The organism is uncultured Dysosmobacter sp., assembly GCF_947631165.1.
GTDB lineage: Bacteria > Bacillota > Clostridia > Oscillospirales > Oscillospiraceae > Oscillibacter.
Genome location: NZ_CANRKH010000001.1, coordinates 210,279 through 224,287, shown reverse-complemented (window position 1 = coordinate 224,287; position 14,009 = coordinate 210,279). Strand labels below are relative to the sequence as shown.

Below are 14,009 nucleotides of genomic sequence, written 5' to 3'. Positions count from 1 at the left end.
ATTTCAAGGTTTTGCTGCGCAAAACGCTTGGACGCCGCATTTGCGGCGAAGACCGGCAGCATCGACTTACTTTTTCAATTCGCCGGTTGCCAGCTGGGTCAGGTAGGCGTTGAGGAAGCCGTCCAGGTCGCCGTCCATCACGCCGTCGATGTTGCTGGCAGCACCCCACGCGCCGGGGACGCGCGGGGACCCCGCATTTCACTGAAATGGCCGGGCAGAGCCCGCCCATTTCAAGGTTTTGCTGCGCAAAACGCTTGGACGCCGCATTTGCGGCGAAGACCGGCAGCATCGACTTACTTTTTCAGTTCGCCGGTTGCCAGCTGGGTCAGATAGGCGTTGAGGAAGCCGTCCAGGTCGCCGTCCATGACCCCATCGATGTTGCTGGTCTCATAGCTGGTGCGGGTGTCCTTCACCATCTGGTAGGGCATGAACACGTAGGAGCGGATCTGGCTGCCCCACTCGATCTTCATCTGTACGCCCTTGATGTCGGAGATCTTCTCGGCGTGCTGCTGGGCCTTCAGCTCCATCAGCTTGGCCCGGAGCATCTTCATGCAGTTGTCCTTGTTTTGGAACTGGCTGCGTTCCTGCTGGCTGGCCACCACGATGCCTGTGGGCTTGTGGATCAGCCGCACGGCGGAAGAGGTCTTGTTGACGTGCTGGCCGCCGGCGCCGGAGGCGCGGTAGACCTGCATCTCGATGTCCTCGTCCCGGATCTCCACGGAGTTGTCGTCCTCGATCTCCGGCATCACCTCGATGGCGGCAAAGGAGGTCTGACGGCGGGCGTTGGCGTCAAAGGGAGAGACGCGGACCAGCCGGTGGACGCCGTTCTCACTCTTCAAAAGGCCATAGGCGTTTTCGCCTTCGATGGAGATGGCGGCGGACTTGATGCCCGCCTCGTCGCCGTCCTCGTAGTCCAGCACCTTATATTGGAAGCCGTGCCGCTCGGCCCAGCGGGTATACATGCGGTAGAGCATCTGCGCCCAGTCCTGGGCCTCGGTGCCGCCGGCGCCGGCGTGGAACTGCAAGATGGCGTTGGAGTTGTCGTATTCGCCAGAGAGCAGGGTGGTCATCCGGGTCTCCTCCACCTTTTCCTCCAGGGCGGCGTATTCGCTCTTCAGCTCCTCCAGGATCTCGGGATCGTCCTCCTCTTGGCCCATTTCGCACAGGGTCGTCAGGTCCTCCCAGGAGGAGATCAGCTTCTCCTGCCGGGCCACCTTGTTCTGCAATTGCTTCAGGCGCTGCTGCACCTTCTGGGAGCGCTCCAGGTCGTTCCAGAAACCGTCCTGGGCGGTCTCATCCTCCAGGCGGGCCGCCTCCTGCCGGGCGCTCTCGATGTCCAGGGCGGCGGACAACTTGTCCAGCTCCGGCCCCAGGTCCCGCAGCTTTTGCTTATATATGTCGTATTCGATCAAAGCCATGGCGTTTCTCCGTTCTCTCGAATTTCATGAACCATACCATTATATAGGAGGGGAAAATATTTGTAAAGGGGGATTTTGGGTTAAGTTTCGGCGGATTGGCCAGACATGAAGTTTTTGTTAAGAATGTAGGACGGGCACCAGTTGTTCACAATTTGTTCATGATTGTTGGGACGGGTTGAGATATGGTATAACTAGGTATACTATGTGGACAGCAGGCAATGAGGAATGCCAATACGCCGAGAGACGTTGGGAGATTTGAAGGAGGAACCGCAATGAAAAAATTCTGGAAAAAACAAGTGCCGGCCCTGGTTTTAGCCTTGATCATGGTGGCCGGCATGATACCCGCCGCTTTGGCGACGGGGGAGGGCGAAGGTGGCAGTGGAACTGGTGGAGAAGATTCCCCCCCCCCACATACTCACACCGCTAAAGCCGTCTGGTCTTTTAATTCCGAAGGGCATTATCATGAATGTACTGGCTGTGAGGATAAACTTGATTTTGCAGGACATACTTCATCCAAGTGGGCGGTAGTCGACGAGGAGATGCATGAGAAAAAATGTACTGTGTGTGGATATGTAATAGAAACAGGAACGCACAACATTTCTCAAACTGTTAGTGATAAAGATGATGCTACATGTTACCAAGCTGGCAAGGAATATTACGCCTGTACAGATGGCTGTGGATACAGAAAAGAGAAGACTATTCCTGCAACAGGGGCACATGTGGCTGCTGATGTTTGGACCTCTGATAATTCGCATCACTGGCATCCCTGTACAACGGCGGGCTGCACATACAAGGAATTTGGAAAAGCAGAGCACAGTTTTCCCAAAGGTATTTATGTAACGAGCGGAACAGAACATTGGCAGGTTTGCTCTATTTGTGATGGAACTTCTGCAAAGTCTCCGCATACACCTGACTCCACTGGCAAATGTACAGTTTGCAAACAACAGGTTTCTGGCGCTGTTTATACTGTAACATTTTACTATCCCACTTCCAGCTATCGCAGTACTTACAGCACTGTTAAAGCTGGCACGAATGGCTACCTGACATCTTCCGCTGTGAATGGTATTCCTCGGCCTTCCAGCTTTAAATATGATGGAAAGACTTATGAGTTCTATGGCTGGACGGATACTTACACTGATGATTTTATCTATACAGGCCGTCAGAGCAAGAAGTCCCCGACCAGCATTAAGATTACAAACAACAGCGTTGAGTTCTATGCCCTGTATACCACTGATGATGAAACGCAGATCACCTACACTGTGGACCCAGGCAAAGAGACCAGCTTTGACGAGGACGATTTCGAGAAGGTCTACAAGAGCCAGTACAGCGGAAGCCTGGAATATGTCGAATTTGACAGCATCAGCAGCAGTACTTATAAAAATTTCTCCGGCTCTATCTATTACGGCAGCAGCGAGTTGAGCCGGAGCGATTTGACGAGCAATAAATTTTATACTCAGGCAAAAGCCGGGCGGAACGACTACGAGATCGATGAGCTGTCTCTGGTCGCAGCCAAAGGCGCGGACGATGATGAAATCACGGTTTCTTTTACTGTTGAAGGCACAAGAGGGTCTGTGGACGGAACCCTGAAGCTGGTGGTCGGCGACAAGAAGGGCGACGGCGAGATCGTCTACAAGGTCGCGCCCGGCGGCACGGTGGACTTTGACGCGGACGATTTCAACGAGGCGTATCAGGACCTTTCCGGCAGCTCCAGCGACATCAAATATGTCAAATTCACCGCCACGAAGTCCTACACCAGCTTTGACGGCGCCATCAGCTGCGGCTCCAAGGACTTTGACAGGGATGACCTGAACGACGCTAAGTTCTATTACAGCAGCAAGTCCTATGGGGATTACGACCTGGATAAGCTGTCCTTCACGGCGGACAAAAAAGCTGACGACGGCGATTCCCTGAGCATCAGCTTCCGGGCCTACCGGAGCAGCGGCGACTATGAGGACGGCACGCTGAAGATCGTCATCGACGATGACGCCTCCGGCAGCGGCGACATCACCTACAAGGTGGCCGCGGGCAAGGAAGTGGACTTTGACGAGGACGATTTCAACGACTACTACCAGGAGGACGCTGACACCAGCAACGACATCAAGTGGGTCGAGTTCTCCACCACCGATACCCTCAGCAGCAGCGAGGGCACGATCTATTACGACTACGGCTACAGCGACCAGAAGTCCTTCACCAAGAGCACCATCGACGACTATAAGTTCTACTACGGCAGAAGCAGCTCCTCCGGCGACTACGCCCTGGACGATCTGTCCTTCGTGGCGGGCAAGAACGCCTCCGACCACACGGTGGAACTGTCCTTCCGGGCCTATTACAGCAATACCCGCTACGCGGACGGCACCCTGGTCATCCAGGTGGGCGACGGCGAGGATGCGGGCGACGTCACCATCAAGGTGAAGCCCGGCAAGTACACGGACCTGGATAAGACCGACTTCCAGTCCTACCTGCGCAGCAAGTGCGGCGACAAGAAGGCCACGGTGGATTATGTCCGCTTTGACCGGCCCAGCTCCAGCGTGTTCTCCGACCTGACCCTGTACAGCAACTACGGCAAGAGCAGCCAGACCTCCTTCTCCGCCTCCAGCCTCAACGGCTACACCTTCTACTACAATTCCAAGGACGCCACCGGCAGCAAGGAATACGGCCTGGACACCCTGACCTTCGCGGCAGACACCAGCTTCAAGGAATCGGTGAAGCTGACTTTCACCGTCTACGGTGACGATGATGAGGAAGAGGAAGGCACACTGGTGATCCAGCCCGACGGCGCGGCGGCCGGCACCTCCAACTATGTGGGCAGTGTCCGCTATAACATCACTTCCGGCAACCGGGTCCAGATCAACGCCAACGACATTGCCCGCTTCTTCAAGCGGAACGCCGGCACCAACATGCAGTATGTGACCCTTACCGGGGTCCCCTCCACCGGCAGCCTGTATTACAACTATTACAACACCAGCAAATACGGCACTTCCAGCCGGGCGCAGCTCACCGCCTCCAACTGCAGCGGCCAGAACTTCTACGCCAGCCCTACCAGCACCAGCCAGTTTGCGCTGACGGAACTGACTTATGTGCCCAGCGGCAAGAACTACTGCGCCACCATTCCCTTCACCGCTTACGGCGGATCCCGGTCCGTGTCCGGTGCGATTCTGATCAGCGTCACCTCTGCCGCAGTCTCCGAGGTCTACGGCGTGGTGCCCAAGGGCACGGCCATTACCTTCCCGACTTCTGATATCAGCAAGGCAGTCTCCGCCGCCACCGGCACCGCTCCCTCCAGCATCCAGCTGCTGAGCCTGCCCAGCTACACCGCCGGCACGGTGTACGTCGGCAGCGGGACCTCTACCGCCGCTGATACCAGCACCGCCTACGCCATCTTCAATGGGACCCAGTCCCTGCGGTTCGTGCCGTCCTCCAGCTACACCGGCAATGTGGAGATCCCCTATGTGGCGCTGAACAGCAGCGGCGCGGCGCTGGCCTCCGGCACCTTCTCTCTGGGCGTGGTGAAGGCCAAGAAGTCCTTCTCCGATGTGAACAGCTCTACCTGGTGCTACAAGTATGTGGCGGAGCTGTCAGACGCCAGCGTCATCGCTGGCTATGCCAATGGCAGCTTCAAGCCCAACAACACCGTTACCTACGGCGCGGCCCTGAAGCTCATTATGCTGGCGGCGGGATATCCCGAGCAGGCGCCTACCGTGAAGAACAGTCCCTTCAGCGGCTACCTCGCTAAGGCCCGGGCCGACGGCATCGTGACCCGCAGCAACGTGAACCTGTCCGCAACGATAACCCGCCAGCAGGTGGCCCAGCTGGCAGCTGGTGCCATGAAGCTGGATACCAGCAGCCTGTCCACGGTGCAGCCCTTTACTGACACCACGGACACCTCTGTTCGGGCGTTGAACGCCGCCGGTATCGTGGAGGGTTATTTCTCCAACGGCACCAGCACCTTCAAGCCCAACAACACCTTGACCCGCGGCCAGATCTCTGCCATCGTGTGGCGGATGCGGAACTACACCAAGTGATCCGCCGCAGGACAGAGCTTTGTGGATGATGAAAAGCGCGCGCCCTCTCGGGTGCGCGCTTTTCCTGTCATTGTGCCAGGAATTCGTTGGGGTCCACTGCGTCGCCATCCTGAGTCACGGAGAAGTGGAGGTGCGGCCCCTGGGCGGCCTCAGCCGCCGCTGTATCGCCCACGGCGCCGATGATCTGTCCGGCGGAGACCGATTCCCCCACCGTCACAGCGGGATCGGACTGCAGGTTGGCGTAAGTGGTCTGAAAACCGTCCGGGTGGTCGATGACCACTGTAGCGCCCATGAGGGCGTCCTCCGTGACTGCCATCACCGTGCCGGAGCAGGCCGCCAGCACCGAGTCGCCCAGGGCGGCGGCAATGTCGATGCCGTCATGGGTCCGCCAGTCCGCCAGAGTTTCGTTATACAGCAGCTCATCCACAGAGAAGGCGGTCACCACCTCCCCCTGCAGCGGCGAGATGACGAGCCGGGGCGCTTCCGCCATCACGGGCGTGTCGTCGATCTCCACCTCTGGCATGGGGGGCACGGCGGGGATCGGTTCCGGGGCGGCGGTCTCCACCACCGGCGGTTCCTCCGGCTCTGTGATCTCCGGCGCGGGGGCGGTCACTGGGGCATCCGGCTCCAGCTCCGGGGCCGGTTCGTCATCGTCCAGCAGCAGGAAATAGCCGCAGATCCCTACCACCAGCAGACAGACGGCCATAGTCACGTAAAATCCGGCACTGCCCAGGATAGTGTTCCATTTGTTGTCCATGTATGGTCCTCCCTCAAATTTGTATACCCGAGACGGCAGGCGCGTGATTCCGCTATTTTCTGGCATTGTCTGCCGGTATTTGGGCACAAGGGAAGTATGGACAGGAAATTCTGGATTTATACGGAACAGCGGACATAAAAGGACCCGGACGGCCAATGGCCGCCCGGGTCTCAGGCGATGGGATCATTTCAGGATCAGAGTCTTGCCGTCCATTTCTTCGGGGCAGGCCAGGCCCATCACGTCCAGCATGGTGGGGGCGATGTCCGCCAGGCGGCCGCCGCTCCGCAGCTCCGTGCCGGCGCCGCAGAGGATGAAGGGCACTAGATTGGTGGTGTGGGCGGTCATGGGGCTGCCGTCAGGCTCCACCATCTGCTCGGCGTTGCCGTGGTCGGCGGTGATCATGGCGATGCCGCCCATCTTCAGGGTCGCGTCCACCACGCGGCCAACGCAGGTGTCCACGGTCTCTACGGCCTTCACGGCGGCATCAAACACGCCAGTGTGGCCCACCATGTCGCAGTTGGCGAAGTTGAGGATGATAACGTCGTAGGAACCGGATTCGATGCGCTCCACGCACCTGTCGGCCACCTCCACGGCGCTCATCTCCGGCTGAAGGTCATAGGTCGCTACCTTGGGGGAGGCCACCAGGACCCGGTCCTCACCGGGGAATTGGGTCTCGCTGCCGCCGTTGAAGAAGAAGGTCACATGGGCGTACTTCTCCGTCTCCGCGATGCGGAGCTGGGTCATGCCCATCTGGCTGAGATACTCTCCCAGGCCGTTGCGGACGGAGCTGCGGGGATAGGCCACCTCCACGTTGGGCATGGTAGCGTCATACTCCGTGTTGCACACGAAAGTGACGGGGAAATACTGGCGGGTAAAGCCGTCAAAGTCCGGGTCCACCAGGGCCCGAGTGATCTCCCGCGCCCGGTCAGGCCGGAAGTTGAAAAAGATGACGCTGTCGTTGTCAGAGATGGTGCCGTCCTGTTCGCAGACCACAGGCTCCACAAACTCGTCGGTGACGCCGGCGGTGTAGGAATCCTTCACCGCCGCCACAGGCACGGGATTGAAGGCAGCGCCTTCACCGTACACCATGGCATCATAGGCCTGTTCCACACGGTCCCAGCGCTTGTCCCGGTCCATGGCATAGTAGCGGCCCATCACAGTCGCGATCTTGCCCACGCCGATCTCCCGGCAGGCTTCCACGGTCCGGGCCACAAAATCGGCGCCGGAGGTGGGGGACACGTCCCGGCCATCCAGAAAGGCGTGGATATAGACTCGCTCCAGGCCCTTTTGTTTCGCCAGCTTCAGCAGGGCAAAGAGGTGCTCCAGGTGGGAGTGGACGCCGCCGTCAGACAGCAGGCCCATCAAATGCAGAGCGGTGCCCTTTTCCAGGCAGGCGTCCATGGCGTGGTTGTAGGCGGGATTGGTGAAAAAGTCGCCGTCGGAGATGGACTTGGTGATGCGGGGAAGATCCTGGAACACTACCCGGCCGGCGCCGATATTGGTGTGGCCTACCTCGCTGTTGCCCATCTGTCCATCGGGAAGCCCTACGTCCAGCCCGGAGGCGGACAGCTCCGTGTGGGCGAATACCTGGAAGAAACCGTCCAACCGAGGCGTTTTGGCGGCGCGGACGGCGTTGCCGGCAGTGCTGCCGGAGAGGCCAAAGCCGTCCATAATGATCAAAGTAGTCGGGGTCTTGTTCATCAGAAAAATACCTCATTTCGCTGGTCAATACCAGCCCATGCAGCGGCTGTCTGAGCGGCAGCCAGGAAATACCCTCTCAGCCGGGACCTATGCGGGGAATGGATGAGCGGGCGGCAGGGAGGTCGAGGGAGAGCCTGCTTCCCCTCGAAGTTTTAGAGTCCGTACGATAGGCGTTGTACGCCGTCCGGGCGGGCCATTTCCTGCCGCGCTGCGTTGTTTCTCCTGAAAACGCACTGAGTATTCCCACGGCGAAACACCTTGATCAGCGGAAAAATCTCTCGCCCATCCGGCATCCCCCTTGCCTATCGGCACAGGTTTTATTCTTGATTTGCGGCGTTGATGATGTCCACGAACTGCTCTGGCTTCAGAGCGGCGCCGCCGATAAGGCCGCCATCGATGTCGGGCTGGGCCAGCAGCTCTGCGGCGTTCTTGGGATTCATAGAGCCGCCGTACTGGATGGTGACGCTGCGGGCGACCCGGGCGCCGTACATGGCGCGGATGGTGGCGCGGATGTTGGAGCACACCTCGCCGGCCTGCTCAGCAGTGGCAGTCTTGCCGGTGCCGATGGCCCAGATCGGCTCATAGGCGATGATGCAGCGGCGCAGCTTGTCGGCGGGAACATCGTGCAGGGCGCTCTTGACCTGCAGGGCGATCCACTCGTCGGTGATGCCGGTCTCCCGCTGCTCCAAGCTCTCGCCCACGCAGATGATGGGATTCATGCCGGCGTTCAGCACGGCGTGGACCTTCTTGTTGACCGTCTGGTCGGTCTCGCAGAAATACTGACGGCGCTCGCTGTGGCCAACGATAACGTACTTCACGCCCAGGTCTTTCAGCATGTTGGCGGACACCTCGCCGGTATAGGCGCCCTTCTCCTCAAAATAGACGTTTTCGGCACCCACGGAGATGCGCAGGTCCTTGAAGGCCTTGGCGGCGGTAGAGATGTTGCAGGCGGGAACGCAGATCAGCGTCTCGCACCACTTGGCGCGGGGCATGATCTTCTTGATGTCCTCGGCGAATTTCTTGGTTTCCGTAGCGGTCATGTTCATTTTCCAGTTGCCGGCGATAACAGTCTTGCGATATCTGCGATTCATGTCGTTCAAACTCCTTTATGTCTATATATGCATATCCATCTGCATTGAAAACTATTATTTTATAACGAAAATTGGGCTATTTGTCAAGCATTTTAGGGGAATTTATGACGCACTAGTAAAAAATCAGCGAAATTCGGACATGCGCCGGGGAAATCACGGCCTCAGGCGTCCAGCAAACAGGCAACGCCGGGCAGTTCCTTGCCCGCGTCGTCGCAAAGTCCGCTGTATTCAAGATGCCCTGTCGGGCATCTTGAACACCGCTTCCTTGCGCCTCCTTTTCAAGCGGCAAACGCTCCGCTGGTTTGCCGCTTGAGTACAGGGGATCATTGATCCAGCAGGCAAGCCACGCCGGGCAGTTCCTTGCCCTCTAAGAACTCCAGGCTTGCGCCGCCTCCGGTAGAGATGTGGGACATCTTGTCAGCGTAGCCCAGCTGCTCCACAGCCGCCGCGCTGTCGCCGCCGCCGATGATGGTGATGGCACTGGTCTTGCTGAGGGCCTCAGCCATAGCCTCGGTCCCCTTGGCAAAAGCAGGGAATTCAAACACGCCCATGGGACCATTCCAGATGACGGTACCGGCATCAGCCACGGCGGAGCAGTACAGGGCCACCGTCTCAGGGCCGATGTCCAAGCCTTCCCAGCCGTCGGGAATTTCGCCGGCTTTCACCACCTGGCTGTTGGCGTCAGGTGCGAACGCGTCGGCGCAGACAGTATCCACCGGCAGCAGCAGCTTTACGCCTTTGCCGGCAGCTTTCTGGATCATCTCTCTGGAGTAGTCGATCCAGTCCTCTTCCAGCAGGCTGTTGCCCACTTTGCCGCCCAGGGCGGCGCAGAAAGTATAGGCCATACCGCCGCCGATGATGATGGTGTCGGCGATCTCCAGCAGATTGTTGATGACGCCGATCTTGCTGCTGACCTTGCTGCCGCCCAGGATGGCTACCAGAGGGCGCTTGGGCTCGGCGATGGCGCCGCCCAGAAAGCTCAGCTCCTTCTGGATCAGGAAGCCGGACACGGCGGGCAGATATTCCGCTACGCCCGCGGTGGAGGCGTGGGCGCGATGGACTGCGCCGAAAGCGTCGGAAACGTAAACGCCGTCTGCTCCGGCCAAGTCGGCCAGGGCCTTGGCGGTGGCGGGGTCGTTCTTGGTCTCGCCCTTCTCCCAGCGGGTGTTTTCCAGCAGCAGGATCTGGCCGGGCTGCAAAGCGGCGGCCTTAGCCTGGGCGTCGGGACCCACCACATCGGCGGCCATGAGGACCTCCCGGCCCAGCAGCTCGCTGAGGCGCTTACCCACGGGGGCCAAGCTCAGCTTTTTCAGGGATTTCTTCCAGGCTTCCTCGGTGAGGGAAGCGGAGTCCTTGCCCTTTTCTGTCTGTTTCTTGACCCACTTTTCAAAGCTGGCCTCCGGCTTGCCCAGATGAGAGCAGGCGATGACGGCGGCGTTTTGGTCCAGCAGATATTGAATGGTGGGCAGGGCCGCCACGATGCGCTTATCGCTGGTGATCTCGCCGGTATCCTTGTCCTGGGGAACATTGAAGTCGCAGCGCAGCAGGACCTTCTTGCCGGCCACATCGATATCGCGGACAGTTTTCTTGTGATAGGTCATATGAAATCCTCCACTCTTTGTTGATTAGGAATTAGGAATGAGGAATTTCCTTTTGCCGGGAAAGCAGCGGCGCTCCAATTCCCTTTTTCCATAGAGGAGCTGCCGCCTGTGAGCGGCTGGATCAAAATTCCGCATTCCTAATTCCCAATTTTACTTGGCCATTTCGCCGGTGCCTTGCAGACCTGGAAAACCGTTCTGGCGCAGGGCTTCGTAGACGCAGACCGCCACGGTGTTGCTGAGGTTCAGGCTTCGAGCCTCGGATACCATAGGGAGCCGGATGCAACGGCTTCGGAACTGTTCCCGAAAGGCCAGGGGCAGACCGGCAGTCTCCTTGCCGAAGAAGAGCCAGCTGTCGGCCGTGAAGCGGGCCTCCTGATAGGAGCGGGGAGCCTTGGTGGTGGTGAGCCACAGGTCATTAACGGCTTCCGGATGGCGGGCGAAGAGCTCGTCCAGACCGGCGTAGTCCGCCACCTCCACCAGATGCCAGTAGTCCAGCCCGGCCCGGCGGACGGCTTTTTCCGAGATATCGAAGCCCAGGGGACGGACCAGATGGAGGCGGCTGCCGGTGGCGGCGCAGGTACGGGCGATGTTGCCGCAATTCTGGGGAATCTCCGGTTCCACTAAGACGATATTCAACATGGAAATCCCCCCATTTCGTGCAAGCGCATACTATTGTAATCCATTACCTGCGCAAATTCAACCATAATATGTGGAGAAATTCTGCTTTTTATTGAAAATTACCGGAGATCTGGCGAAAATTTTGCATAATGCCGAAAAATATATCTGCAGTTTGGGCAGTTCTGTTGCCTGCCACAAAAAAAGCGAAAAAGTGTGAAAGAATTCGGAGAATTTTCCCGGATAATTTCGTGAAAAACACTGGATTTCCGATAAAAATTTGATATAATGAATCTGCTGAACAACATCGACAAAGGAGGGGATGGATATGGTCCGCCCGCTGAGCGCCGTTTTCTTTATGGAGGAGGATCATGAGATCCCCGCTGGGTCCAAACCGCTGATGCTGGAAGCAGTTCTCTCTTGCCCGATCTTATCATGGATGAGCAGTCAGTTGCTGGCCGATGGCGTGCAGCGGTTTTTCATTGTCTGCGGGCCGCGGTTCGCGGAGGAGGCCAGGACCTGCATGCCGCCGGAGGCGGATGTGGTGGTCTCTGAGCAGCAGAGCGATCTGATGGAATTTTTGAACACGCCGGACCAGGTGCTGGTGCTTCCCCGGGCGGCCATGCCCATGGCGGAGGCTGGCCCCGGCTTTGCTTATGCCGCCCCCGGCTATGAGCTGCAGGCAGTGTGGAAAACGCGGATGACCAACGCCATCACTGCCGCGGAACTGGTGCCCGGCTGGCTGCCGGTCTTTGGGCCGGAGACCATTCAGGAGCTGGAGCCGCTGTATCGGGAGCGCTTCGGCGAAGGACCCAGGCACGAATGAATATCTGACATTTAAATAAAAACATGCAGAAAGAGGGCGTTTGGAATGATTTCTCACGGCAAAGATATCAAGGTTTTTTGCGGAAACTCCAATCCCAAGCTGGCACAGGAGATCTGCCAGCTGATGGGTACCAAGCTGGGTGAGTCTGAGGTAGGCACCTTCTCCGACGGCGAGATTTTTTCATCTCTGTATGAGACCGTTCGCGGCAGCGACGTGTTCGTGGTCCAGTCCACCTGCACCCCCGTCAACAACAACCTGATGGAGCTGCTCATTATGATCGACGCGCTGAAGCGCGCCTCCGCCGGACGGATCACCGCCGTGATGCCCTATTTCGGCTATGCGCGGCAGGACCGCAAGGCCAAGGCCCGGGACCCCATCACGGCAAAGCTGGTGGCCAACATGATCACCGCCGCGGGCGCTGACCGCGTGCTGACCATGGACCTCCACGCCGCTCAGATCCAGGGCTTCTTTGATATCCCCGTGGACAACCTGGCCGGCAACCCCATTTTTGTGGACTACTATGCCAAGAAGTTCGGCGACCGCTGCGAGGAGATGGTGGTGGTCTCTCCCGACGTTGGTTCTGTGTCCCGTGCCCGGGCCTTTGCCCAGAAGCTGCACATGCAGCTGGCCATCGTGGACAAGCGCCGCCAGAAGGCCAACCAGTGCGAGGTCATGAATGTTATCGGCGATGTGGCTGGCAAGGACTGCATCCTCTTTGACGATATGGTGGATACCGGCGGATCTTTGTGCAACGCCGCCAAGGCCCTGGTGGAAGTGGGCGGCGCCAAGAGCGTCCACGCCTGCGCATCTCACGGCGTTCTGTCCGGCCCTGCTCTGGAGCGTATCAACAGCAGCAACATCCAGGAGCTGGCGCTGCTGGACACGATTCCTGCCGTTGATGCCGCCAAGTGCCCCAAGATCAAGTACTTGTCTGTGGCACCCATGTTCTGCGAGGCTATTGAGCGCATTTATCAGGAGGTCTCTATCTCCAAGCTGTTCCGCTGAGAAAAGCGGCATTATGACATACTGCAAGGCGGGGAAGGCGACTTTCCCGCCTTTGTGGGCTATAACCGCCACAGTTGAAAAGACTCCAAAGGAGTCTTTTCAATGTAATGCCAGTGCGCAGCATTGCAGCCGTGTATGCGGCTTTCTGTGCCTTGCTTCATGGCAAACACATATGCAATTTGCGCGTCGCCGGACCATTGGTCCGGCGGTTGAAAAAGGGTCCTTACTCCGTTTCAACTATGTTGACGATATCAAGTTCTTTGAGGAGCGTTTTCTATGCTGTTTGGAAAACAGTCTGCCGCCGTAGACTGGCTGATCGTGGGCCTGGGCAATCCAGGCCAAAAATATGAGCATACCCGCCACAACATGGGCTTTCTCACTGTGGACCTGCTGGCGGAAAAAGCGGGTGTGAAACTGAACAAGGTGAAGTTCAAGTCCGCTTATAACATCCTGCGTTTTGCCGGGTGCAGATGTCTGGTAATGAAGCCTCAGACCTATATGAACCTCTCCGGCGAGGCGGTGCGGGAGGCGGCGCAGTTTTACAAGATCCCCGCCGGCCATGTGCTGGTGATCTATGACGACGTGTCGCTGCCTGTGGGCAAGCTGCGGGTGCGGCCCGCTGGCTCCGCTGGAGGCCATAACGGCATCAAGAACATTATTGCTCACCTGGGGACCCAGGAGTTCCCCCGGGTCAAGATCGGCACCGGCGCTCCCGGCGATGGCGGGGATATGATCGACTGGGTCATTGGCGTTCCCTCTCAGGCGGAGCGGAAAGTGCTGGTGGAGAGCTTTGAAAGGGCCATCCAGGCGGCGGAGTGCGTTATCGAGCATGGCTGCCAGCAGGCGATGAATCAATTCAATTAAGAGCCTGCCCATAAATGAGATGTGTGCGGCCTGATTTTTATGGATCAGTTTTAAGCTTGTTTCGGGCATGGGACGCTTTTTCGCGCCATAAACTTCAATATCGGGGAGC

10 protein-coding genes are annotated in these 14,009 nt (G+C 58.3%); 4 read left to right on the top strand and 6 right to left on the bottom strand.

The window, feature by feature from the left end; all coding sequences use genetic code 11:
* Window positions 1–293: 293 nt before the first annotated feature.
* Window positions 294–1,418, bottom strand: coding sequence for a peptide chain release factor 2 (gene prfB, locus Q0Z69_RS01185; protein WP_298029019.1), 1,125 nt, complete (start codon window positions 1,416–1,418; stop codon window positions 294–296).
* A gap of 1,055 nt (window positions 1,419–2,473) precedes the next feature.
* On the opposite strand from prfB, the gene Q0Z69_RS01180 reads away from it, so the two are divergent.
* On the top strand, window positions 2,474–5,440 hold the full coding sequence (locus Q0Z69_RS01180) for an S-layer homology domain-containing protein (RefSeq protein ID WP_298029017.1): 2,967 nt from the start codon (window positions 2,474–2,476) through the stop codon (window positions 5,438–5,440).
* 67 nt (window positions 5,441–5,507) lie between these two features.
* Here the strand turns inward: Q0Z69_RS01180 and Q0Z69_RS01175 are convergent, their stop codons facing one another.
* From Q0Z69_RS01175 to Q0Z69_RS01155, 5 genes are all read right to left on the bottom strand, one after another.
* Window positions 5,508–6,197, bottom strand: a complete 690-nt coding sequence (locus tag Q0Z69_RS01175; RefSeq protein WP_298029011.1) for a M23 family metallopeptidase — start codon at window positions 6,195–6,197, stop codon at window positions 5,508–5,510.
* A gap of 183 nt (window positions 6,198–6,380) precedes the next feature.
* Window positions 6,381–7,898: a 2,3-bisphosphoglycerate-independent phosphoglycerate mutase gene (gene gpmI, locus Q0Z69_RS01170; protein ID WP_298029009.1), complete on the bottom strand. Its 1,518-nt coding sequence runs from the start codon at window positions 7,896–7,898 to the stop codon at window positions 6,381–6,383.
* 317 nt (window positions 7,899–8,215) lie between these two features.
* A complete protein-coding gene (gene tpiA, locus Q0Z69_RS01165; RefSeq protein ID WP_298029007.1) occupies window positions 8,216–8,989 on the bottom strand; it encodes a triose-phosphate isomerase in 774 nt (257 codons plus the stop codon).
* Window positions 8,990–9,312: 323 nt separating this feature from the next.
* Complete coding sequence (gene pgk / locus Q0Z69_RS01160) at window positions 9,313–10,590, bottom strand: phosphoglycerate kinase (protein ID WP_298029005.1); 1,278 nt, start codon at window positions 10,588–10,590, stop codon at window positions 9,313–9,315.
* A gap of 150 nt (window positions 10,591–10,740) precedes the next feature.
* Window positions 10,741–11,229, bottom strand: a complete 489-nt coding sequence (locus Q0Z69_RS01155; protein WP_298029003.1) for a tRNA (cytidine(34)-2'-O)-methyltransferase — start codon at window positions 11,227–11,229, stop codon at window positions 10,741–10,743.
* 304 nt (window positions 11,230–11,533) lie between these two features.
* On the opposite strand from Q0Z69_RS01155, the gene Q0Z69_RS01150 reads away from it, so the two are divergent.
* The 3 genes from Q0Z69_RS01150 (at window position 11,534) to pth (ending at window position 13,900) form a co-directional block, all read left to right on the top strand.
* A complete protein-coding gene (locus Q0Z69_RS01150) occupies window positions 11,534–12,031 on the top strand; it encodes a hypothetical protein (RefSeq protein WP_298029001.1) in 498 nt (165 codons plus the stop codon).
* Window positions 12,032–12,076: 45 nt separating this feature from the next.
* Window positions 12,077–13,036, top strand: coding sequence for a ribose-phosphate pyrophosphokinase (locus tag Q0Z69_RS01145; RefSeq protein WP_298028999.1), 960 nt, complete (start codon window positions 12,077–12,079; stop codon window positions 13,034–13,036).
* 276 nt (window positions 13,037–13,312) lie between these two features.
* The gene (gene pth, locus Q0Z69_RS01140; protein ID WP_298028997.1) at window positions 13,313–13,900 is read left to right on the top strand and encodes an aminoacyl-tRNA hydrolase; all 588 of its coding nucleotides are present in this window, start codon (window positions 13,313–13,315) and stop codon (window positions 13,898–13,900) included.
* Window positions 13,901–14,009: the final 109 nt, after the last annotated feature.

What these genes read in the sequence shown, in the direction of transcription:
- gpmI (WP_298029009.1), bottom strand. Translation starts at nt 7,898, where the DNA reads ATGAACAAGACCCCGACTACTTTGATCATTATGGACGGCTTTGGCCTC.
- Q0Z69_RS01175 (WP_298029011.1), bottom strand. Translation starts at nt 6,197, where the DNA reads ATGGACAACAAATGGAACACTATCCTGGGCAGTGCCGGATTTTACGTG.
- tpiA (WP_298029007.1), bottom strand. Translation starts at nt 8,989, where the DNA reads ATGAATCGCAGATATCGCAAGACTGTTATCGCCGGCAACTGGAAAATG.
- Q0Z69_RS01145 (WP_298028999.1), top strand. Translation starts at nt 12,077, where the DNA reads ATGATTTCTCACGGCAAAGATATCAAGGTTTTTTGCGGAAACTCCAAT.
- pth (WP_298028997.1), top strand. Translation starts at nt 13,313, where the DNA reads ATGCTGTTTGGAAAACAGTCTGCCGCCGTAGACTGGCTGATCGTGGGC.
- pgk (WP_298029005.1), bottom strand. Translation starts at nt 10,590, where the DNA reads ATGACCTATCACAAGAAAACTGTCCGCGATATCGATGTGGCCGGCAAG.
- Q0Z69_RS01155 (WP_298029003.1), bottom strand. Translation starts at nt 11,229, where the DNA reads ATGTTGAATATCGTCTTAGTGGAACCGGAGATTCCCCAGAATTGCGGC.
- prfB (WP_298029019.1), bottom strand. Translation starts at nt 1,418, where the DNA reads ATGGCTTTGATCGAATACGACATATATAAGCAAAAGCTGCGGGACCTG.
- Q0Z69_RS01150 (WP_298029001.1), top strand. Translation starts at nt 11,534, where the DNA reads ATGGTCCGCCCGCTGAGCGCCGTTTTCTTTATGGAGGAGGATCATGAG.